At 57.7% G+C, this 21995-nt stretch carries 18 protein-coding genes, 2 tRNA genes, 5 pseudogenes and 1 other annotated feature; of the genes and pseudogenes, 13 read left to right on the top strand and 12 right to left on the bottom strand.

Going from position 1 to position 21995, the window contains the following annotated elements; genetic code table 11:
• The first annotated feature begins 282 nt into the window (after positions 1 to 282).
• A pseudogene (locus tag ACW9UO_RS06100) lies at positions 283 to 1671 on the top strand (IS3 family transposase).
• Positions 1672 to 1675: 4 nt separating this feature from the next.
• Here the strand turns inward: ACW9UO_RS06100 and ACW9UO_RS06095 are convergent.
• Positions 1676 to 1945: a hypothetical protein gene (locus ACW9UO_RS06095; RefSeq protein WP_457088083.1), complete on the bottom strand. Its 270-nt coding sequence runs from the start codon at positions 1943 to 1945 to the stop codon at positions 1676 to 1678.
• 393 nt (positions 1946 to 2338) lie between these two features.
• Between ACW9UO_RS06095 and ACW9UO_RS06090 the strand changes: the two genes are divergently transcribed.
• The 6 genes from ACW9UO_RS06090 (at position 2339) to ACW9UO_RS06065 (ending at position 6395) form a co-directional block, all read left to right on the top strand.
• Positions 2339 to 3328, top strand: coding sequence for a thiamine pyrophosphate-dependent dehydrogenase E1 component subunit alpha (locus tag ACW9UO_RS06090; RefSeq protein ID WP_457088082.1), 990 nt, complete (start codon positions 2339 to 2341; stop codon positions 3326 to 3328).
• A 15-nt stretch (positions 3329 to 3343) separates the two neighbouring features.
• The gene (locus tag ACW9UO_RS06085; protein ID WP_457088081.1) at positions 3344 to 4363 is read left to right on the top strand and encodes an alpha-ketoacid dehydrogenase subunit beta; all 1020 of its coding nucleotides are present in this window, start codon (positions 3344 to 3346) and stop codon (positions 4361 to 4363) included.
• Between the two features lie 76 nt (positions 4364 to 4439).
• Positions 4440 to 4673, top strand: coding sequence for a biotin/lipoyl-containing protein (locus tag ACW9UO_RS06080; protein WP_005851830.1), 234 nt, complete (start codon positions 4440 to 4442; stop codon positions 4671 to 4673).
• Positions 4670 to 5341 carry a 2-oxo acid dehydrogenase subunit E2 gene (locus ACW9UO_RS06075; RefSeq protein ID WP_457088080.1) on the top strand — a complete coding sequence of 224 codons (672 nt, stop codon included), beginning with the start codon at positions 4670 to 4672 and terminating at the stop codon, positions 5339 to 5341. Before ACW9UO_RS06080 ends, ACW9UO_RS06075 begins: the two co-directional genes overlap by 4 nt.
• Positions 5338 to 6036, top strand: coding sequence for a lipoyl protein ligase domain-containing protein (locus tag ACW9UO_RS06070; RefSeq protein WP_457088079.1), 699 nt, complete (start codon positions 5338 to 5340; stop codon positions 6034 to 6036). Before ACW9UO_RS06075 ends, ACW9UO_RS06070 begins: the two co-directional genes overlap by 4 nt.
• Before the next feature lie 56 nt (positions 6037 to 6092).
• Positions 6093 to 6395 carry a DUF1330 domain-containing protein gene (locus ACW9UO_RS06065; RefSeq protein ID WP_457088078.1) on the top strand — a complete coding sequence of 101 codons (303 nt, stop codon included), beginning with the start codon at positions 6093 to 6095 and terminating at the stop codon, positions 6393 to 6395.
• A 214-nt stretch (positions 6396 to 6609) separates the two neighbouring features.
• On the opposite strand, the gene ACW9UO_RS06060 is transcribed toward ACW9UO_RS06065, so the two are convergent.
• From ACW9UO_RS06060 to ACW9UO_RS06050, 3 genes are all read right to left on the bottom strand, one after another.
• A complete protein-coding gene (locus ACW9UO_RS06060; RefSeq protein WP_457088077.1) occupies positions 6610 to 8478 on the bottom strand; it encodes a sigma-54-dependent Fis family transcriptional regulator in 1869 nt (622 codons plus the stop codon).
• A 66-nt stretch (positions 8479 to 8544) separates the two neighbouring features.
• Entirely contained in the window at positions 8545 to 9327 is a 783-nt protein-coding gene (locus ACW9UO_RS06055) for an SDR family NAD(P)-dependent oxidoreductase (RefSeq protein WP_457088076.1), read from the bottom strand.
• Between the two features lie 42 nt (positions 9328 to 9369).
• Positions 9370 to 10218, bottom strand: coding sequence for a CmcJ/NvfI family oxidoreductase (locus tag ACW9UO_RS06050; RefSeq protein ID WP_457088075.1), 849 nt, complete (start codon positions 10216 to 10218; stop codon positions 9370 to 9372).
• 86 nt (positions 10219 to 10304) lie between these two features.
• On the opposite strand from ACW9UO_RS06050, the gene ACW9UO_RS06045 reads away from it, so the two are divergent.
• The 3 genes and pseudogenes from ACW9UO_RS06045 to ACW9UO_RS06035 all read left to right on the top strand — a co-directional run bounded on the left by ACW9UO_RS06045 (position 10305) and on the right by ACW9UO_RS06035 (position 13446).
• A complete protein-coding gene (locus tag ACW9UO_RS06045; RefSeq protein WP_457088074.1) occupies positions 10305 to 11210 on the top strand; it encodes a LysR family transcriptional regulator in 906 nt (301 codons plus the stop codon).
• Between the two features lie 323 nt (positions 11211 to 11533).
• Positions 11534 to 12800 (top strand): annotated as a pseudogene (istA, locus tag ACW9UO_RS06040) (IS21 family transposase); the annotation flags it as partial.
• Positions 12801 to 12963: 163 nt separating this feature from the next.
• Positions 12964 to 13446: a hypothetical protein gene (locus tag ACW9UO_RS06035; protein ID WP_457088073.1), complete on the top strand. Its 483-nt coding sequence runs from the start codon at positions 12964 to 12966 to the stop codon at positions 13444 to 13446.
• A 36-nt stretch (positions 13447 to 13482) separates the two neighbouring features.
• On the opposite strand, the gene ACW9UO_RS06030 is transcribed toward ACW9UO_RS06035, so the two are convergent.
• A complete protein-coding gene (locus ACW9UO_RS06030; RefSeq protein WP_457088072.1) occupies positions 13483 to 13677 on the bottom strand; it encodes a hypothetical protein in 195 nt (64 codons plus the stop codon).
• Between ACW9UO_RS06030 and ACW9UO_RS06025 the strand changes: the two genes are divergently transcribed.
• Both ACW9UO_RS06025 and ACW9UO_RS06020 read left to right on the top strand, forming a co-directional pair.
• Complete coding sequence (locus ACW9UO_RS06025) at positions 13663 to 14004, top strand: hypothetical protein (protein WP_457087414.1); 342 nt, start codon at positions 13663 to 13665, stop codon at positions 14002 to 14004. The two genes, ACW9UO_RS06030 and ACW9UO_RS06025, sit on opposite strands and share 15 nt — an antisense overlap.
• The gene (locus ACW9UO_RS06020) at positions 13997 to 14368 is read left to right on the top strand and encodes a hypothetical protein (RefSeq protein WP_457088071.1); all 372 of its coding nucleotides are present in this window, start codon (positions 13997 to 13999) and stop codon (positions 14366 to 14368) included. The genes ACW9UO_RS06025 and ACW9UO_RS06020 overlap by 8 nt, the downstream gene beginning before the upstream one ends.
• Before the next feature lie 36 nt (positions 14369 to 14404).
• On the opposite strand, the pseudogene ACW9UO_RS06015 reads toward ACW9UO_RS06020, so the two are convergent.
• The 5 genes and pseudogenes from ACW9UO_RS06015 to ACW9UO_RS05995 all read right to left on the bottom strand — a co-directional run.
• Positions 14405 to 14599: pseudogene (locus tag ACW9UO_RS06015) on the bottom strand (IS3 family transposase); the annotation flags it as partial.
• A gap of 260 nt (positions 14600 to 14859) precedes the next feature.
• Positions 14860 to 15922: pseudogene (locus ACW9UO_RS06010) on the bottom strand (IS110 family RNA-guided transposase).
• A gap of 83 nt (positions 15923 to 16005) precedes the next feature.
• Positions 16006 to 17170: pseudogene (locus ACW9UO_RS06005) on the bottom strand (IS3 family transposase); the annotation flags it as partial.
• Positions 16726 to 16835 (bottom strand) — a sequence feature (AL1L pseudoknot). It overlaps the preceding pseudogene by 110 nt.
• 296 nt (positions 17171 to 17466) lie before the next feature.
• Positions 17467 to 19404: a site-specific integrase gene (locus tag ACW9UO_RS06000; RefSeq protein WP_457088070.1), complete on the bottom strand. Its 1938-nt coding sequence runs from the start codon at positions 19402 to 19404 to the stop codon at positions 17467 to 17469.
• 287 nt (positions 19405 to 19691) lie between these two features.
• Positions 19692 to 19766: transfer RNA gene (locus ACW9UO_RS05995), tRNA-Gln, on the bottom strand.
• A 172-nt stretch (positions 19767 to 19938) separates the two neighbouring features.
• On the opposite strand from ACW9UO_RS05995, the gene ACW9UO_RS05990 reads away from it, so the two are divergent.
• A tRNA-Met gene (locus ACW9UO_RS05990) sits at positions 19939 to 20015 on the top strand.
• Between the two features lie 230 nt (positions 20016 to 20245).
• On the opposite strand, the gene ACW9UO_RS05985 is transcribed toward ACW9UO_RS05990, so the two are convergent.
• Entirely contained in the window at positions 20246 to 21349 is a 1104-nt protein-coding gene (locus tag ACW9UO_RS05985; protein ID WP_457088069.1) for an extracellular catalytic domain type 1 short-chain-length polyhydroxyalkanoate depolymerase, read from the bottom strand.
• Positions 21350 to 21382: 33 nt separating this feature from the next.
• Complete coding sequence (locus tag ACW9UO_RS05980) at positions 21383 to 21799, bottom strand: CopG family transcriptional regulator (RefSeq protein ID WP_457088068.1); 417 nt, start codon at positions 21797 to 21799, stop codon at positions 21383 to 21385.
• Positions 21800 to 21995 lie beyond the last annotated feature (196 nt).

The raw sequence follows: 21995 nt of genomic DNA, 5'->3' as shown, positions 1-21995 counted from the left end.
ATTGAACCTCGACACCCTCGCCGCGAGCGCCGGTCGTTTTCCAGACCACGCGGCACGGTCCAACAACCTGCCTCGCTAGCCGCCCAACTTCCCTCAGCCATCTTGCTCGTGACCAGGCGGCTGGAACAGGTCCTGCATCTGCTGTTCGAGTCCGGCCAGACGGCTGGACATGTTTTCCAGCACGCCGACGATCCGAAATGTCTGACGTCAGCACTCGTGGGACAGAATTGAAGTTTAGCTAACGGAGGATTTCTGGTTCATCGTAACCGTCAAGGAGTGAAGATGAACAAGAAATCCGGAACCAGTAAAGCTGCGGCTGACAAGCTGGTCAAAACCATCCGCCGCAAGACGCGGCAAACCTATTCGTCTGAAGAGAAGATCCGTATTGTTTTGGCGGGCCTTCGCGGCGAAGAAGCTATCTCGGTGCTATGCCGACGCGAGGGGATCTCTGAAAGCCTGTATTACAGCTGGTCAAAGGAGTTCCTCGAAGCTGGGAAGCGCCGTTTGTCCGGCGATACAGCCCGCCAGGCAACCTCACCCGAGGTGAAGGAGTTGCGATCCGAGGCGACTGCACTGAAGGAATGCGTCGCCGATCTGACCCTGGAAAACCGTCTGCTCAAAAAAAGCATGACAGGGGCTGGGGAGTTCGAGGAATGAGATACCCGGCGTCTGAGAAACTGGAAATCATCCGCACCGTTGAGGGGTCCCATCTTCCCGCGAAGCAGACCCTCGATATGCTTGGTATTCCGCGCACCACATTCTATCGATGGTATGACCGTTATGTCGAAGGCGGTTTTGATGCCCTGGCGGATCGCTCACCTTGCCCAAAGTCTGTCTGGAATCGCATTCCACAAGCCCGGCGGGATGATCTGATCGAGTTCGCGCTGGACCATGCGGCGCTGACAACGCGGGAACTGGCGGTCAAATATACCGACGAGAAGCGATACTTTATCTCTAAATCATCGGCTTACCGGTTCTTGAAGGAAGCTGACCTGATCACCGCTCCGGACTATGTCGTGATCAAAGCAGCTGACGCGTTCACGGACAAAACCACCGCCATCAACGAGATGCCCCTCTCGGGCATGTAAACATGCCCTGCCGGGCAACGGGCAAACCGACTTCACCTACTTCAAGATCATTGGCTGGGGCTGGTTTTATCTCAGCACGATCCTGGATGATTACAGCCGCTACATCATTGGCTGGAAGCTCTGCACGAACATGCGGGCCGAGGACGTGACGGCGACAATTGAGTTGGCACTGGCGGAGTCAGGGTGCGACCATGCCGTCGTTCGCCACATGCCACGCCTGCTGAGCGACAATGGGTCCTGTTACATCTCCGGTGACTTGGCCGAATGGCTGGAGGATCATAAAATGGATCACGTTCGCGGTGCACCGTTCCACTCGCAAACCCAGGGTAAGATCGAGCGCTGGCATCAAACCATGAAGAACCGGGTTCTGCTGGAAAACGACTACCTGCCTGGCGATCTTGAACGTCAGATTGGGGCCTTCGTCGACGACTACAACAACGAGCGATACCACGAGAGTTTGAACAACGTCACACCGGCAGACGTCTACTTCGGGCGCGACAAAGCCATCATCAGGGAAAGGGAGAAAATCAAGAAACTGACAATCCAGCAACGCCGCTTGCAACATCAAAAACGGGCTGCATAATCAATCACACAAACGAACCAGAACCTCCAAAGCTCAAGCCGCTCTGATGTTCCATTTTATATGACGACGGACAGTGCGCGACCCATATTTCAGGGTGTGCTGATTGGAATACGACAACCTTTGTGTCGCGATCCCGTTCAAGCCGCATGGCGAGGCTGTTCAGATCAGCGAGCATTTCTTGCCCTTGGACGTTAACCGATCCGAAATCGAAGGTGACGGTCAGGATCGCGCCGTTCTGGTCGGCCGTGAAGGTCTGGAAATTTTCGTACTTCATAGTTTCTCTCCGCTGTTATGCCCTGTTTTGCACAAGGCTTAAGTGTTGAACCGAGGAGGTCGGCTTCCTCTTGCTCAAAACCTTGAGTTAATTTCAGAAGTTAAAAAACAGGAATAAAACTGGTTCAGTATTCGGTTTATGCATATAATTGAGGGCGGCGTTGTTGGTTGCCCTCTGACAACGGGCATTGCCCAAGGGCGCAAACCGGCCTTCTTTCGCTGAATCTGCCTCAGGCTCTGGCGCAATGTGTCTCAAACTGTCTCACGGTGAGACAGTTTGTGCGATCAAGCCCCACGCGGGCGTCAGCGTCATTGTTCTGATGTCCACCCCGTTCAATCCTAACCCCAGCGTTAATGCGGCAGGGAGATGCCGTGCACATGGGAGGAGGAATTCATGTCACCAACACGTGAAAAACAACACTGGATGTATCGCAATATGGTCACGAGCCGTCGGTTCGAAGAGGCCATTGCGAAGATTTATTTCGAGGGGAAATCACCGGCGTTCAACATGGCCAATGGGCCGATCCCGGGTGAAATGCACCTGTCCGACGGGCAGGAGCCAGTGGCGGTGGGGGTTTGTGCGCACCTAACTCCCGAGGATGTGGTCACAGCCACCCACCGTCCACACCATCAGGCCATCGCCAAGGGCGTTAATCTGGACAAAATGGCCGCTGAGATTTTCGGTAAGAAAACCGGCCTGTCCGGTGGTCGCGGCGGGCATATGCATCTGTTTGATGATGATGTGAATTTTGCCTGTTCCGGCATTATCGCTCAGGGCATGGGGCCTGCCGTGGGGGCCGCGTTATCGCGTAAGATGCAGGGTAAGCCAGGTGTTGCCGTTGCATTCGTCGGTGAAGGTGCGGTGAACCAGGGCGGCTGGCACGAGGCGATGAACCTCGCAGCCGTTTGGAATCTGCCCTTTGTCTGCGTGGTCGAGGATAACGGCTGGGGCATTTCGGTCGCCAAGAAAACCGCCAGTAGTATCGCAAGCCATGCAGATCGCGCGGCGGCCTATGGCATTCCCGGCAAACGGATTGAGGGCAACGACCCCTACGCCATCTTTGATGCCGCGGGCGAGGCGATTGAAAGGGCGCGCGCAGGTGAAGGTCCGTCGCTGCTGGAATGTGAAACCTACCGTTTAGCGGGTCACTTTATGGGGGACGCCGAGGCCTACCGCCCTAAAGGCGAAAAAGACGCGCTATTTGAAAAGGATCCGATCCCCAAAATGCGTGAAAGATTGCTTGCCGATGGTGCCGCCAGCGAGGCGGAACTGGACACGATCGAGGAAGAATCTGCCGCACGCGTTGACGCAGCGATCAAATTCGCCCGCGAAAGCGATGATGCAGCACCTGAAGATGCGCTTACGCGTGTGTTCGCAGCATAAACGGGAGGAAAAGACATGACCAAATCGAACGAAAGAAAATTGACCATCGCCCGCGCTATGGCCGAAGCCACCGCACAGGAAATGCGCATCGACCCATCCGTCTTTGTGATGGGCGAGGACATCGGCCCTCTGGGCGGTGTCTATGGTAATACTCGTGGATTGATCGAGGAATTCGGGGCGGAACGCGTCCGCGACACCCCGATCTCGGAAACCGCCTTTATTGGTGCCGCCGTAGGAGCGGCGCAGGATGGCATGCGTCCAGTGGTCGAACTGATGTTCGTCGACTTCTTTGGCGTTTGCTTTGATGCGATCTACAATCTGATGGCCAAGAATATCTATTTCTCCGGCGGCAATGTTAAGGTGCCGATGGTCCTTATGACTTCAACCGGTGGTGGCTATTCCGATGGCGGCCAGCATTCGCAATGTTTGTACGGCACCTTTGCCCACCTGCCGGGGATGAAGGTTGTGGCCCCGTCCAATGCCTATGACGCCAAGGGATTGATGACAGCTGCCATGCGCGACGACAGTCCGGTGGTTTACATGTACCACAAGGGTTTGCAGGGGATGGGTTGGCTTGGTACCGAGGCGGGCGCGACTGTGCATGTGCCGGAAGAGCCCTACGCGCTGGAAATTGGCAAAGCCAAGGTCGTGCGCGAAGGCAAGGACGTGTCCATCGTCAGCTGCGGCATGGGTGTGCATCACGCACTGAAGGCCGCCAAAAAGCTTGAAGAGCAAGGCGTCAGTGCCGAGGTTGTCGATCTTGTCAGCCTTGTGCCGTTGGACCGTGAGACGATCCGCGCCAGCGTCGCCAAGACCGGCAGGCTGATTGTCGTGGACGAGGACTACATGAGCTACGGCCTGTCCGGCGAAATCATCGCATCCGTGACCGAGCATGATATCTCGGTCCTCAAGGCCGCGCCAAAACGCGTTGCCTTCCCTGATGTGCCGATACCATTCGCGCGGGTGATGGAGCAGTTCTGCCTGCCCAACCCTGACAAGATCGTCGCTGCCTGGGACGAGATGCAAGCGGCCTGAGCCAAACCAAAACCAACACATCACTGATCAACGGGGTCGCATGCAACGCGACCCCGAACAGGAAAGGAGACTTCAAATGGCAACAGATATCGTCATCCCATCCGACCTCTGGGAAGAGGACGAAGAAACAGTGATCACCGGCTGGCTTGCTGATGATGGCGCAACCGTCGAAGAAGGCGCGTTGGTGGTCGAGATTATGACCGCCAAAGTGCAATACGAGATCAACGCACCAGCCTCTGGCACCCTGCGGATCAAGGAAGAGGCGGATGCCGTTGTGCCCAAGGGCGCAGTCATTGGTTCGGTCGAATGAGCAAGGTTGTCCCCCTCAAAGGCGTGCGCGGCATGATCGCGGATGCCATGGTCAAAAGTCTGGCAACAGGCGCGCAACTGACCCACCATGGAAGCGCCGATGCGACGGCACTGATGGCCGAGAAAACCCGTCTGGGCGCGGCAGGAACCAAGGTATCTGTTGAGGATCTCTTGATGCTGGCTGTGGTGCGCGCCCTGAAAAGTAACCCCGACGCAAACGGCCGGGTCGAGGGGCGCGAGGTGCATTTGTCTGATGCGGTTGACCTGTCGGTGGCCATCGCCTTGCCTGGCAATCTTTTGGTCGCACCTGCCATGTTCGGTGCTGATGCGAAGGATGTGACTGAACTGCGTGCGGCGCGGCAGGATCTGGCCGCGCGGGCTAAGGTTAACAAGCTGACCGTGACAGAAATGACCGGCGGCACATTCACCGTGTCGAACCTTGGCCTGACGCGGGTGGAGCATTTCACCCCGATCATCAATGCGGGCCAAATCTGCATCCTTGGTATCGGGCGTATGACGGATCGCGCGGTACGGGGCGAGGATGACGGGATCGAATTGCGCCCCCATGTGGGCCTGTCGCTGACCTTTGATCACCGCGCGCTTGATGGCGCACCCGCGGGCGATCTGCTGACCTCGATCTGCGAAGAGATCGAGGGGATGGCGGTGTGAACGCACCCCCCACATACGTAGAGAGCGTGGCCGAGGGGCTTGCCCTTGAGGCCGCGGCCTTCACGGCGCAAGGCGCTGTCACCTGTCTCTGGAGCCCGCGCCGCCGCGCGCTTGTCTGTCCGGCGAGCCTGCGGCGCAGGCCGGGCTTTGACGCGGCGAAACGCAATTCAGCCACGCGCGGCTGGCCGTTGCATCTGCGCCCCACGGGCGGCGGCGCGGTCCCCCAAGGGCCGGGGGTCATGAACCTCGCGCTGGCGTTTACCGCTGATCGGACATTCACCATCGAGGATGGATACCGCCTGATTACACAGATCATTCAGGACGCAATCCCTGCTGGTTGGACGACAGGAGCGACCCCGAACAGCTTTTGCGACGGCGCATGGAATCTGTCCTTGAATGGCCGCAAAGTTGTTGGCACGGCACAGCGTATACGCCCTGTTGGCAACGGGCAGCGCCGCATTCTGGCCCATGCGCTGATTTTGGTGGAGGGCGATCTGGCCGCAGGGGCAGCAGCCGTCGATGCGTTTCACCGTGACCTTTCCCTTGGCCCAATCGATGAGAATGTTCACACGACGTTGGACAGGGCCATCCCGTCGCTGCGTGATCCGATGAACACATTGGCCGCTTCACTCAATGAAATAGCACAGCGCGACATCCTGCGCGCAACACAGCATTTGGGTCGCCGAGCGGCCTGAACCCAGGCCCGTGTGAACGACAAGGGCAATCGATACCAAAGAGGAGGAACCAACCCATGACAGCCTATTCAGTTCTGGCCGTAACACCCACCGACGACAGCTGGATCCCCGGCTATATCGAGCCGGTCGGCAAGATCATCGCCAAACATGGCGGCAAGTATATTGCGCGCACAACCAGCCACGAACAGGTCGAGGGGGAAGACCAGCCCGCAGCTCTGCGCGTGATCCTTGAATGGCCAAACACGCAAGCTGCCCATGATTTCGTGAACGACCCCGATTATGCACCGTATCTTGCGGCCCGCCACAAGGGATCGACGAGCTTTCATTTCATTATCGACGGCAAGGATGATCTTGCCTGACCGCCATTAGTAGGGGCGGCGGTGTCCTTGCTGACGCCGCTGCCGACGACTGCCTTTAAGGTGCCCACGAATGACCAGAAAGACCTATAATGTGATCGTGATCCACATTCCGCATACTCGGCATCCGAGGCTTAGCGAAATGAAGCACAAACGTTTTTTTTGGCCGCCTATGAAAAGGCGATCCACATTTAGGACAAGGCAGGCCGGCCAAAGTTCAGGTCGGTCGCCGGATTTCGTATAACTTTAGTTTCCGGTTGATCGTCGCTCGCCCCATGCCAAGCATCCGAGCGGCTTCGCTGACGTTCCACCGGCTGTTGCTGAGCGCATCAAGAATCATGCTGCGCTCGTCATAGACGGGTGCCAGATTGGCAGGTGCGGTAGCGCAGGTCGGCGCGAGTATGGCAGTGGGCAGAGGGGCGGCTATCGCGGATTGTTGCAAATCAAGCAGGTTGATCTGGTTGTCCTGTGCCGTTGCCAATGCGTTTTGAAGCGCGCCGCGCATTTCGCGGACATTGCCATGGAACGGCAGGCGACAAAGCGCATCCTTGGCCTCGGCACTGAAGGTGACGTTACGACCAGTCAGCTGCGCGCACAGGGCCTGTGCCAGAACCTCGGGATGTTCACGCCTGCGGAGGGGAGGTAGGAAAACCTTTGAGCCTGTTAGAAGATAAAATAGGTCGTCTCTGAAATGCCCCGCGTTGACGGCGTCTGTCAAAGGTTTGCGGCTGGTGGAAACCACACGCAGGCGGCTGTCCTGGCCAAGGTCATCCGTTTGGTGGCGGTGTACTTCCTGTTCATTCAGGAAACGTCGCAGCTCTGCCTGCGAAGCGCGCGGCAACTCGTCCACATTGTCAAACACCAAGGTCGTGCGAACGCCGCTGCCATAAGACATTCTTGAAACGACGCGGGCTTGCTCAATGACCCTGCGCAAATGTTCTGTGTCGGCGTCACAGTCACCAAGCGTCGCGCAATCCAGATCGAAAACCGGTGCGTCAGGGGCATCGGTTTGCAGCAATGCGGCCACAAGCGCGGATTTCCCGGTTCCGGTTTCGCCTTCGAGGTGCAACATGGCTGTGTTTTCCAACATCGCTTGCGCGCGGCGACAGGCGGCAGCCATGCTGTGACTTCCGGTCGCCAATTGCTGTAGCGATGGTGGCAAGCGCCGTTTGCGCGCAGGGCCGGACGGCAGCGGCTTGGATACCCGTTGGGGCGCGGCGGTCTTTGGCAAAGCAACCGTCAGGTTTACGTCGGCCCCATGATTGCCTGGTATGGAAAGAACCCTTTCAGGCACATTCACCAGCCGATTGCTATCGACGCTAAAGATTGCCTCGAACGCCTGACCTTTCAGCGATGCCGCGTTTGCGCCGTCAAGACAGATGGAAACCGTTGAAGTGGCGCCGATAATCATCCCTGCCTCATTCACCGCGACCAGAGCATCATCTGACAGGACGTGATCGCGCCCCCCGCGCGAGACGGTGACAAGCATCGCGTAGTTGAATTCCTTTTCAAACAGGTTGCGCTGAATGCGATGCGCGGTCTTTGCCAACAACTGCTGACCGAACAGATAATCCGCGCGATTGCCCCGATCGACAGAGACAAGATTGATTGCACCAATCATCCCTCCGTTGGCATCCAGCACCGGAACGCCGGTACATGCAAACCGCCTCAGCGTCGAAAAATAATGATCCGCACCGCGCACGGTGACTGCGTGCCCCGTTCGTAAGGCCATGGATACACCGTTTGTACCGGCCAGGCGTTCGTCCCAACATGACCCAAGGGCGATGCCATTCCATCCGTCAGAGCCACTCGTCGCCCCGCTATGCTCAATTCGAACAGAGACGCCATCGGCGTCGGTAACAACCAGACAATGTCCGATTTCGCCCGCGACCGAAGCGAGATGTTGAAAGAAACCTTGCCTGCCGCCGGTGCTCTCGACGATCTGTTCAAGTCGAGGGGCCACTTCGGAGGATTGGAGGCGCATGATAGGCCGCCCGGTATCGTGCCGCAGGTTATACTGCCGCGCACACCGATCCCAGGATGCGGCAATCGCATCCGTTTGATTTGAGGTAATGAAACCTCCCATCACGTCTCCTCCCGACTCTTATCTTAATGCGCAATCCCCTTGATCGGCAAATGTTTTGGGATGCTGTTAAGCGCCAGCCAGCTCACGAATAGCCGCCATCAGTTGCGCGACATGTGCGCGGTCGGCGGCTGCGGGATGGGGCCGTGCGATGCGTCCTGCATCGTTGTCGTAATACTGCCCCGAGGCGTTGGCGAATTCATCGGACACTGCCGCACGGCGCAGGATGTCAGCCCCGATCCGCAGTTCATTGCCCGCCATTCCATAGGATTCCTTGACCATTTTTGTGGCAAGAAGAGACCCCGGGTTGACCGAGACAAACATTGGCCCGTCGGGGTGTTCGCGCGCCAATTCCTGCGACCAGATTGTCAACGCCAGCTTGCTTTGCGCATAGGCCTCGTTGTGGCCAAGCTGTTGTTTGCCGCGCATGGCGTTGATGTTGACAGGGGCTTGTGCGGCTGAGGAAAGGCTCACCACGCGACCGTCTTTGGGGATGATCGGCAGCAGGCCAACGGTCAAAGCCCAAGGTGCGATTGTGTTGACCATGAAACGCACATCCAGCCCGCTGTCCGTCTGTGTGTTGGGAACCTTCAGAACCCCGGCATTGTTGATCAACACATCCAGGGTGTCATGTTTGGCACGGACATCTGCCACCAAGGCGTTAACATCCTCCAGCCGCGAAAGGTCAGCGCGGTAGGTTTCCGGATTGCCCCCGACCTCGCGCGCCGCGGCTTCCAACTTGTCCGCGCTGCGCCCGTGCAACAGGACGTTGTGGCCCTCAGCAGTCAGCGTCTTGGCTGTCAAAAGGCCGATCCCGTCCGTCGCGCCGGTGATAAGAATTGTCTTGGTCATGTGAATGTCTCCTCAATTGTGCAAGGCGCGGGTGGGCGCTCTTTAATAGCGAACCAACGTACGGCTCTCGATGCATTGGCGGGGCGTCGTGACTGTTGGGTCTTCGACCAGATCGATCGCACTGTGACCAACGCAGGGGCGGCCGGAATTGTCGTAGATGTTGAAAAACGCGACCTCGTCAGGCGTCATCCGTGAGCGGTAAATCCATTCATGCCCAGCGTCTTTTGCCAGCCCCATAACCTGCCCCTTGCGATCAGGGTAGATCAGGTCGATCACGATCCAATCCGCATCCACGACAGTCGATGGCCGAATAAAGCCAAGAGGTGCAGAATTGATCGGGTTCGCGATCGGGCGCCAGACGTTGATAAAGGCATAATGACCCTGCACCCATTCATCGGCCTTCTCAGGGCCAAGAATATCCACAAGACGTTTTTCCGCACCGTCGCGGCTGTAGTCGCTGTGGACGTGGCGGGCCGGGCGGCGCTTGGCCTGCGGATCATCGATGCGTACTGTATGATCAAAGGTGATCACATCTCTTGCGCCGACTTGCTGCTTCAATAGATCGATCAGTTCGGCATTATATCGGCTCTGCCATTTGTCGCCTTTGAAATCCAATATACCCGTTGGGGTGTTGGCAAAAGCAAAGCCATCCTCTGCAAAATCCGTGGCGGCTTCTCCGTTCCGTTGGTCCTTCACTGCGATCTTGGCTGCGGAAAACTCCGGCTCGATCAGGTTGCCGGCAATGCCATCCACATCACTTTCAAATGCCTGTCGAAACGGCTTGTGGACGTGATAGTTTACGGTTCCAGTCTGTGTCATCAGAAACTCCTCTTCATCATGACCTGGCCGCGCTGCTTTGGGGAAATCGGCAGGGGCCTGAGCTGATGTCATTGTCTGTTGAAGTTAGTTTATATCTTGCGTTTTTCGAGGTAAACTGCCGATAGTGGAGTTCACTTTTTCGATTTTGCATATAATTGATGGATACTGATCACCTTCGTCTGTTTGTAATGGCGGCAGAGCGGCTAAACATCAGTGCTGCGGGTCGTGAACTTGGCCTTGCCCCTGCCGTGGCAAGCGCGCGCCTTGCCAAATTGGAAACCGAGCTTGGGGTGGAGTTGCTACGGCGCACCACCCGCAAGGTTTCATTGTCACTGGAAGGGGCGGATTTTTTACCCTATGCCCGCGAAATTCTTGCGCAGTCAGAGGCCGCACAGGCGGCGTTGGGCGGCAAGGGTGTCGGTGCCCATGGCACCTTGCGCTTTGCCGCTCCCAGCAGTTTCGCACAGTTGCACATCATGCCGCTCTTGCCCGAATTTCAAACCCTTTTCCCCGATTTGACGCTGGACCTGCGCCTGTCGGACACCAGCTTTGATGCCATCGAAGGCAGTTTTGATTTGGCCCTCAGAAGTGCCCCACTGGCGGACAGCAGTTTGAAAGGACGGAAGTTGTCGGATGACACCCGCGTGCTATGTGCATCGCCAACCTATCTGGAAACCCACGGTACGCCCACGCATCCGTCCGACCTATCGAACCACCATTTTATTGCGTGGTCCAACCTTGAACCACGTGAATTGCTTAGCACCGAGGGTGAAATTGCAAAGCTTGATCCCCAAACCATGACATGCCGGACAATCGTCGATGACGGCGACGCGCAACGCGAGGCGACGGTATCAGGCATCGGAGTTTCAATCAGCTCGCTGTGGAATATCGAACACGAAATCGCGGCAGGACGTCTGGTCCATGTGCTTCCGGATTGGTTCTTGAACGAGCGCACACTCCTATGGCTTGTTTATCCCCGCTCCAATGTTTTGACTCCCAAAACAAGGATATTCATTGATTTCCTGATCAAACGGTTGGGAAATAGATCTGCTTGGTCGACATGATACCAAGGCCCTTTGAGGCATGGTCACAATTCACTAATCAGAAGGTATTTCGGTGCACTCGCGCTTCCTGAGTGTGGGGTATTATCAGCGCGGTTCAGAGGCAAAACTTCCTATACGTCACCGTGAAATACAATGCGTACTTACCCGGCATGGGACAAGTATCATGTGGCGATGCGGTGCGATCTGAAAGCGCAAACTTGGTTGTATGTGAATCCCGGAGACAAAATACCCACGGAATCGGTCTGATGATCTGACCGTCGCGGAGCAAAATTCCGCAGTCTGACACCCGAGGCAAATGAGCTGAGGGTGGGGAGATGTATTCTGTGGATTTATACAGCCGGGTCCGTCTGGCATGCCATGTTGAAGGTATGAGCAAGAGTGCCGCTGCGCGTCTTTTCGGGATCGACCGTAAGACGGTGGCAAAGATCCTGCTGCATTCCGTTCCTCCAGGGTATCGGCGATCTGCTTTGCCTGTCCGCCCGAAGCTGGATCCGTTCATCCCGATGATCGACCAGATCCTCGAAGACGATAAGCGGGTTATCAAGAAGCAGCGCCATACTGCCAAGCGCATCCATGAGCGTCTGCGCGATGAACATGGCTTCACCGGTGGGATCACCATTGTCACGGATTATGTGCGGGAGAAGAGACGCCGGACCCGCGAGGTTTTTGTGCCCCTATCACATGCGCCTGGGCACGCTCAGGTGGATTTTGGGGAGACGCTTGGCGTGATTGGCGGCGTTGAATGCAAGCTGCACTATTTTGCGATGGTCGACATTGGGAGCGCCATTGGTCCGAGCGACAATGTCGACGCCACACTCGGATGCGTTCTTCATCAAAGCCTATCCGGCCGAGACCACCGAAGCCTTCTGCGACGGGCATGTCTCTGCTGTTGCGTTCTTCGGCGGCGTGCCTGTGTCGATCCTCTACGACAATACCATGATAGCGGTGGCAAAGATTTGCGGTGACGGCAGCCGAGAACGGACCAGGACCTTTGCCGAGCTGCAGTCATATTACCTGTTTGACGACAAGTTCGGTCGGCCCGGCAGGGGCAACGACAAAGGCAACGTCGAAGGCGTGATCGGCTATGGACGGCGTAACTTTATGGTTCCCGCGCCACGGTTCAACAGCTTCGATGAGTTGAACATCTGGCTGGAAGCGCGATGCCTGAAGCGCCAGAACGATACCGTACGTGGTCACACCGAGCCGATCGGCGAGCGCCTGATGCGGGACCTGGACGCGCTGATGACGCTGCCGCCCACGCCGTATGATGCCTGCGAGAAGGTCAGCACCCGGGCCACGTCGATCTCGATGGTCCGCTATCGCAATAACGATTATTCCGTTCCGGTGGCCTATGCGCACCACGAGGTCCAGGTTCGTGGCTATGTTCATGAGGTCGTCATAGGGTGTGGCGCAGAGGTGATCGCCCGCCATCATCGGTCATACGAGAAGGCCGATATGGTGTTCGACCCGATGCATTATCTGCCCTTGTTGGAGCAAAAGGTCGGGGCTCTGGATCAGGCTGCCCCGCTCAAAGGCTGGGACCTGCCGGATGAGTTCGCCACCTTGCATCGATTGTTGGAAGCTCGGATGGTGGCGCGGTCTGAGGGCGCAAAGGGGCGATGGGGCCCTGCCGGCCGCCTTCGTTCGAAGCGCCGGCGATACAATCCAGAGCTACCTGGTGATCCTGCACTTTCTACTGGGCCGGTCCGGGCGGAAGATCGATGTCGAGACCGCCGAGCTCGCGACCAAATATGTGGAATTTCACCTGGAAAGCACGCTGACGCATTTGCGGGAGAGTGACACGGACCTGCGCGCCAAGATCAAGAGGGTCGCATCGGGGTACCGGAAGCTTCTTGCCCGGGATGGCAACACAGCCAACGCGCGCGATGTTTGTCGCAATCTCAGCAAGCAACAGCGGGAAGAAATTTCTTCGAGTTTCGTCTCGACCGTTCTCATGGCCTTTGATCGGCTCGCCAAGCAGCCTGATGGTTTTTCGGAAGCTTTCAGCCGGGCCGAGACGCTTAGAGACCATGAGGAAGGCGAGGTCGAGAGCCGTCGAAATCGGGACAAAGACGGCGTTGCGCCGCGCGACAAGCGGGAACTGTATCGCAACACCAAGCGGATCACCCGGGTTTTGGCTTACGCTGACAAGTTGACGCGGGACCGGAGAGTTGCCGAACGCAATGCGGTCGATCTCGTTACCGAAAGCTCTCTGAAAGACCGCGTGTCGCGCTGACCACGCGCGTGCTCGCGCGGGAAAAAGTCAGAGATTTCAACGGTAGATAATTTCTCTGCGCCCATTGCCGTTTTCTCCGCTCCCCGGGGTGAGAGCGTCGAAAACGGCAAACGGCGCAAGCGAAACCAAGCCTGAAAGGGCCAGCGGCACAGGAAAGGACAGAGCCGCTTTTGTCACCTCTTGCATCACGCGAGGGGCACCCACGAGGAATATAAAATGTTCGATATACATGTCACTTTCACCCCACTGCACGTTTTTGCAGCAGCGCATGCAGAAGGGTTGCAGAACGCTTCTCTTTTGTTGGGCGGTCGCCCGTGGCTGCGCCGCTGCCAGCGGCTGTTGCAAGATCTCGGTCAGCCTGGCCCGGTCACGCGGCGCATGCGCCGTGAGGCAGAAGCCCTGCATGGCCTGCTGACGCTGCAACATGTCCATGATCTGGAGCGCCCGGAGGCTGCGTACTTCTCCGCAATCGACCTCGACGATCCTGCGGTCGGAGAGATTTGCCTCCTCTCCGAAGGGCTGGCCGAGGCCCTCATGGGGGAGCTGATCCATGTCTGAAGCGCAAGTGCTTTACGGGGCTGTGCTGGGCGCAATGCGCGCCTTGCATGCCGCTCAGGACGCCTTCGTTAACGTCATGGCTGACGGCGCGGTGACGGCCGAGGACGAGGAACAGCTGACCTGGCTGGCCTCGGCTTCGCTTTCCAAGGATCTCTTCGGCAGCGCCTCAATGCGCAAGGTCCGCAGAACCATCGCATACCTTAAACGCAGGGTCGCGGAGGAAAGTTGGACCGAGTTCATGCCGGACATCCACTGCCAGAGCGGTGGCTATGACAGGCCTCGCATAACGCCCCTGGGCCAAGTTCTGGACGGGTTTTGCGACGCCATGACGCTGCTGGACACGTGCCTGGTTGAGGTGCGATAAATCGCCCCGGTTTCACCGGAGACCTATAGCTTCATTTCACGCGACCATATCGAGCACGTCGCGCTGTGCATAGAAGTTCTCTTCAGCCTCTGCTGGCGGGATGTTTCCGATGGGGCCAAGCAAGCGTCTGTTGTTGAACCAATCGACCCATCCGAGGGTGGCCATTTCCAGATCCTGCATGTTCCGCCACGGTCCCTGGCGATGGACCAGCTCGGTTTTGTAGAGGCCGTGTGTGGATGCCCCTTTCAATGCAAGAAGTTTTTCAGATTGCTTGGAACAAGTGATCAGTGCAGTCGTGTGTCCGGCCTTTGAATGCGGCTTTCACACGCCGCTGGCCTGTATGGTGTCCGTGGATCGGGTCCAAATCGTTGATGCGAGCACAAGGCTCCTGGCTTCTATCTGGTTTTCCCAACCCCGTCTAATGACCGTTGTTCCTTACTCTCCTTCGCCCTTCTCACATTGCCGGTTTACTCCAACGCATAGTGCAAAGCTTATGCAGCCAGCGGTGGAATTCGATAGTTCTCTTTTGTGGTTGTTAACGCCCAAACAGTGCGGGCCAGCTTGTTTGCCAGTGCAGTCGCCACCAGCATACGAGGCTTGCGCGCCAGCATCTTGGCAAGCCATGATCCAGGTGGTGGACCTTTCCGGATGGCCCAACGGATGACTGCCATTCGCTGCCCGGCAGTGCATGTTCACATGCATGAGAGGGGTGCCTGTGATCAGCAATCGCCGGATATCGCGCTGTCCCATTTTTGAGGTTCTACCCAGGATTTGTCGCCCACCGGTCGACTTCTGCCTTGGTACAAGCCCGCACCAAGCTGCAAACTCACGCCCATTAGAAAATTCTTCCATTGGTGGCGCGAAGGCCTGAATAGTCGTAGCATACATAGGCCCAACTCCGGGGATTGTCATAAGCCGTGATGTTGCTTCATCTGTTTTTGCTCGGCCTTTGATCTCGTGATCCAGCACCACAATCCTTTCGTCAAAAAGAGCGATCTGATCAATGTATGCTTGGCAAAGGCTTAGAATTTGCGCGGGCAGGTCAACCGCGACTTCATCAAAGCTGGTTATCATACGTCTAAACTGAACCATCCCTTGAGCGACGACGACACCGTACTCCGCTAAATGACCCCGCAAAGCGTTTACCAACTGGGAGCGTTGGCGGACAAATAAATCGCGTGTTCGAAAGACCATGCCCTGCGACTGCTGTTCTGCGCTTTTGACCGAGACGTAGCGCATCGTCGGGCGCGATGCCGCCTCTGCGATTGCTTCTGCGTCATTTGCGTCGTTCTTTTGACGCTTCACAAACGGCTTAACGTAAACAGGTGGGATAAGGCGCGCTTCGTGGCCAAGCTTGCCAATCTCGCGCCCCCAATAATGGGACGTAGCGCAAGCCTCCATCACAACAACGCACTTTGGAAGCTCACTCAGGAACGCGGTAAGCTGAGGGCGCGACAATTTCTTGCGGAACACGACAGAACCATCAGCGGCAGCCCCGTGCAGCCGGAAGCTCCGTTTTGCTAAATCAATTCCTACTATGCTAACATTCTCCATGGATGCTCTTCCTTTGTATGACAGTTTAAGCTGCTATCATTCTGGCACATTGTGATGCCGCCGGGTGGGGCATCCACCCCATCATTGATCGTCTCGGCGAGGGCGTTGTCATACGAGTCTCCCACGCTGCCGACCGATGGCTCGATCCCAGCTTCGGCCAAACGCTCGGTGTATCGAATGGACAAATATTGCCCGCCGCGATCCGAGTGGTGAATCAAGCCACCTTTCTGAACAGGCCGTCGATCATGCAGGGCCTGTTCCAGAGCATCGAGAACAAAGTCAGTTTTGGCCGACCGCGAGACCCGCCATCCGACGATGCGATCAGCAAACGTGTCGATGACGAAGGCCACATAGACAAAGCCCTGCCACGTGGACACATAGGTAAAATCGCTAACCCAGAGCATGTTTGGCGCAGGTGCCCGGAACACGCGGTTCACCTTGTCACGCGGACAGGGCGCTGACGTGTCAGGGACCGTCGTCTTGACCACCTTTCCACGCACCGCACCACGGATGCCGATCTGTTTCATCCACTGCCCGGCAGGGTATTGCGTAGCAATGCACGAGAGGGAGACGCTCCACTGTGCAGCGCGCCAGCGTATAGCCCTCGCGCTTTAGTTGATGCCATGCCTTACGGACCCCGTAGACTTGGTAATTCTCGTCCCAGACCCGTTTGATTTCCGGACGCAGCTCTGTGTCACGCTGATGCCGGGCCGAGGCTTTGGAAGGGTCCGACCGGCATGCAAGTTGGTGATAAAATGTCCCCTCTCGGCAGATTGCTTTGCAATCGCCTGCCGGGCAATGGACGGCGCGATCGGCAGAACTCTGCAGATCGACTCGACGCCGTAGACAACGCGCTGATCTTCAATGAAGGCGATCATCGCTTCAGTGGGCGGTCGAGTTCCGTCCCGCCGCACGGCAGTCGTTTGCATCGCAAACGATGAGAGTGGGGGCAAAATACGCCGAAGCCTTGCGCAGTATCTCATTCGCCTGGCGCAGCTCGCGATTCTCGCGTTCGAGCGTCTTGATCCGATCCCGTTCCTCGGTCGTCACGCCGTCGCGCATGCCACTGTCCTTCTCGGCCTGCTTGACCCATCCGCTCAAGGTCTGGGGAATACAGCCAATTTTTGGTGCAATGGCCGCAATCGCGCCCGCCTGCGTTTTGTAGGAGCCTTGATGCTCGAACACCATCCGGACCGCCCGTGCGCGGACCTCCGGCGAGTAGCGATTTGCCATTTTGCTTTTTGTCATAACCATCATCCTTACTTAAGTTGATGGTCTCCGACAGACCCGGGGCGATTCACGATGCCAGCTGGATGCCGGTCAGGTGTTCCGTCAGTTGAGCATATGAAAACAGCTTGCCCCGCGTCCTGATGGACAGCGGGGCAAGCGGCTTGGCGCGTCATGTTTCCAGCTCAATCGATGCCGGGGATGGACGAGTGGCATCCACGGCATCCGATCAGTCGCCAATCAGAACCTATCTTCGCATGGTCATTTGTTGCACTGGGCTGTGACAATTAAAGTGTCGAGATCTTTTGGGATCGCCATTAAGCCAGAGCCTGAAAGTGTTCGAATGCCGCGCGTTTGGCTGAGTTTGTCGGTAGACGAAGCGAGTGTGACGCAAGAAGCTCTCGCAAGGTTTTTGCTTTTCGATGTCGTTGTTCCGTCGTTTGGCAATCCTCGCGTGAATAATCAAAAACGGGCTTGTCACTTTTCAAGTCCTTTACTGTGACAGTCGCGGCTTCGTCTCTGTCAGACAAGGTTACCTCGACTTCCAGAATTTCGGTCTGTGCTTGCCTTGAACTGAGTATGACCGGAAACCCGAATAGACGCGTTCGCCCAATATTGATCCCGAAATCTGCCTTGTCGACAGCATCTTTGAGATCCCTAGTGTGGTGTGCGGTGTAATGAATATTAAGCACACTGCCGTGCTTGTGGCCGGCAATGGCTTGGCGTTGTCCGTCGGCCACGTCTGCACTGCGAAGCATGCTCGAAAACGTCTTCCGCATAGCGTAGAAGTCCTCATCAAAATCGCGAAGGTCCAGACGCTCGAGGATCCGGCGAAAATGCTTTCCGAATGCTCCGGCAACGTCGCCCTTCTCTGAACGATTGACCGCCTCCAGAAAGAGCATGACACCATGCGCGTCTGGCAAGGCGTGGAACCATTCGATGAACCCCAAGTCGAGAAGGAGCTGGGGGAGCGGGATAACGCGCCTGGCGTCTTCGGTCTTGCCCGTGTTTTCTGAGCCCGACGCGATCGCGAAGCAGTAACATCCGTTTCGCATACGCACATCGGTGCGTTTGAGAAGAAGAATTTCTTCGATACGGGTGCCCAATGTCAGCACAATCAGCGGCACCCAGTATGTGGCGTCGCGAAGGATTTGTTTTCCACGTTTCCAGCGACGATGCGGGGAACTGCATCCCGTATAGATGGGTGACGTCAGGAAGGCGGAGAGCCGCTCTTCTGACCATGGCATACGAAGCTTGGGCTTCGTCACCCGAACATAGAGCTGATCCTCAGGTGCTTGAGCCACGACGATACGTTCCACGTCTTTATAAGTAAGCATCGCGATCTTGGGAGCCCCAAGATCCTGAGCGCTGACCAGCATGCGGTTCAAGGCGTTGCGCTTGTTTTTCAGGGTTGAGATCGTAAGCCGCGGCGTGAGCTTCTCGGCCAAGATGGCTCGCTTTTCTGCGTTCGAGATATCGGTGCGCTTGCGGATTTCCTCAGTGACAACGAAATCCGCAGCGTCGGCCGCTTCAATTTCGTCGTGCTTCAGGACGACGGTGGCTTCGGACTTGAAACGGTTTTTGCCGTGGCCTTTGCCCTGCATCTTGGGCAGGCGTGCCATCCATGCAAAAAACGCCTTTTGCCGCTCCTTTGTGATCGACGAGACCGGAACATCTCCAAAAAATTCCAACGCAACCCTGGCGAGGGCGTCGATGTTGCCTTTCATGGACAGCGTCGGATAAGTCTTGAGGGTCTGTGCCCAAGCCTGCGAAATCAGGACGGGTGCCTGTACGAAAGTATCCAGATCGCCCGCCCCGTGGAAGGTTCGAGGGTCACCAGAAGCGTGACGCAGATCATCGCCCTCAAGCACCTGCACCTCCACATCGTTAAGGTGGCGTTTCAACGTCATGGCCTGGCTGCCAAGGTCGGGAGACAGAGGGTCGGGCAGGGGGATGGCAACCAGCTCGCTGGCCTTTTGCAGAAGTGCCTGAACTGCCGTCCATTCCCTCTTGCGCGCGGCACGGCGCAGCGATTTGTTTTCTGCCTCCAGTGCCGCAATGCGATCATCGACCGCGTAATCTGAGGCCTCGTCCAAGGTATTCCCTTCGACAAGGAGGCGGGCGAGTTCTGCACGCAGCATCTCGGTGAGGAGGCTTTTGGCGTCAGCCGGGGTCACGAGGTTGTTCTTCAAGGCGTCCACGATTTTCTTTCCCTCTTTCTCGTAGACCGTGAGCAACGCGGCAGTGCGCTTCACGGCATCAAGAGGGACGTTGGTTCGCAACGACAGGCAGAGAAAAAAGTTTGAACCGGAGTTTGACCCGGCTTGTGGCAGACGCTTGCGGAAATAGAAAATCCGTCCGCGGCGCAGAAGGTAAGGGCCGGCGTGACGACGTGATCTTTGATGCGGTCTGGACGCAGGGGAGGGGCGTCGTGGTGAAACACCATGTGTCACACCCTGTGTTACAGTTGTGGGAGGCTGTGACACATTGCATAGGAAATTAGGCTCGAGGGGCCTGATTTCGTTATCTTTTTTTGAAAATATGGCTGGGATGGTAGGATTCGAACCTACGGTACACTGTACCAAAAACAGTTGCCTTACCACTTGGCTACATCCCAACTGTGCGGCAGTCTCTACGCAAATCGCTGAAAGGGTTCAAGCCCTCTCGCGCGAAAATCGTGCTTTTTTTGGCAAAAGGCCCGGACCCGAAGATATGCAGAAAAACCGAAGCCGGTACGAGCTTTTTGGGTTGACGCCGAAGGGCAGTTGTCCTAATTCCGCCGGGCTTACGGCGGAGTAGCTCAGTTGGTTAGAGCAGCGGAATCATAATCCGCGTGTCGGGGGTTCAAGTCCCTCCTCCGCTACCAGCGCACCCCCTCACAATTCAGTCAATCTGCGAGATGAGGGGGCTCAGGTGCGCGTCCTCGGGCGGGGCGGCTTGACGCCACTCCCTATAATGCACCGCAAGTACGCAAGCCTCTCACACGACAGGGATCACGCCGTGCCCGCTGGCCATGTTTGCGGCCAGCAGGCGTGCTGTTTCGGCTAGGGGGCCGCCTCGGCTACGGCGTCACAGCGACAGGTCACAGGGGCCGTCTCACGCTCCCACAATCGGGGCGTCAAAGAAAAAGCGGATCATTTCGGCGCTGGCATTCGGCCCCTTGGGATCGGTGTAGGATCCGCCGGCCTGTCCACCAGACCACGCATGGCCCAACCCGTCGATCACCCAGTGTTCCAGCTCGGGTGCGCCATCCGGGCCAGTCGTCGTCGTTACCGTGACCTGGCGGCCAGAGCTGACCTCTTGCCGTTCGGTCTGGATTGTCTGGCCGGGGCTGCGGTCCAGAACATCCCGGGCGATCCGGCCGCCGTTTGAAGGGTGCACCGTGGCATCCGCGCTGCCATGAAAGACGATGGAGCGGGTGGCGTTGCCCTCTGCGCTCCGGCGCGCCGTGTCCTGCGCGGTGCCCGACATGGCGGCAAAGGCCGAGGGCATATCGCGCGCCGCGCCGAACGGCAGACCCGAATGCGCGCCAATCGCGGCGAACACATCGGGATAGGTTTCGCCCAGGATCACCGCCATCGCAGCACCTGCCGACAGGCCTGCCACAAAGGTCCGATCCGCCGGCACGTCGAATGCGCGCATCGCCTCTCGGGCCATTTCGGCAAGGATAGCAGGTTCGCCCCGGTCGCGCTGCTGATCGCCTCGGCTGAACCAGTTCCAGCAGGATTGCGCATTGTCGCCGCGCGATTGCTCGGGGTAGAGCACGACAAACCGGTGCTGTTCGGCCAAGGCGTTCATGCCCGTGCCAACGGCAAAATCCTCGGGCGTCTGGGTGCAGCCGTGCAACATCACCACGATGCCCGTGACGCCCTCCGTGGCTGAGGCGGGCACATAGGTCCGGTAGTTGCGGCTGCCCGCAGCGCAGGTGAACCGGTCACTGCGAAACGCGGCTCCGTCGGGGAGCGGCGCGGTTGGTGCCGCCGGTCCAGACAGGCCGCTGCCGGGCACCCCGAGGCCCGCAAGCAGCGCGTCGAGCGAGGGTAGGCCCGGTTGCATCGCCCCGGACGGGAGCGGGCCTGATCCTGGCAGCAATCCGTTTTGCGCCAGAGTGCGTTGAACCAGATCGTTGGCAGCGGCGAGACGTTTTGCGCGTGCGTCCTCGGCCGCCGGGCGCTGCGGGCCGGCGTTGAATTTCGTCATGAGTGTCGTCCTTGTGATAAGTGGTCGGCGGGTTTAGCGGATGCGGTCGGCGAGGGCCTTTTTGATCTCGGGACTGGCCTGAAGCGCGCCAAGCACGGTGATCGAGCCGATGGTGGCAAGCGCAAGGTCGGGGGTGACGTCAGACGCGATGCGGGCCAGCCCGACCACCTTGACGTGCAAGACCTCGCCCGCAGCTTTCAGCGTTTCGAGTTCGGCCCGCGAATAGTCCCGCAGGCCCAGCTCCATGGTGTGGCGTTCGATAGACCGGCTCACGGCGTCGACATGGCTGTCGAGCTGTTTGCGGATGGCCGTGCGGATGAAGTCGCTGCGGTTGGAATAAAACCCTTCCCGCACCAGCAGGTCGACGCGACCCAGATCGACATACCCCAGATTGATGGTGATCTTTTCACTGTCGGGGGTCTTGTCTCGAAGCTGCCGAACGTTGCTCATGCGCGTTTCTCCATCTGCATGGATGGTATATGGATGTAGATTGACCGATAGCAAGGCCGCGACCGGTCGATTATGCATAAAAATGGGAATGGGTCGGAGTTGAGATTGGGCAACGGTTGCCGTGGTGCCGCTCTCGCAGCCGTCGGCGCGGGGCAGTGTGCGACAGCGTATGCCGCGGGGGCCGGCCTTGGGGAGT

It is taken from the genome of Marinovum sedimenti (assembly GCF_054052205.1).
Note: the sequence above shows the minus strand (reverse complement) of the source record. Positions and strands in the feature narration are given on the sequence as shown.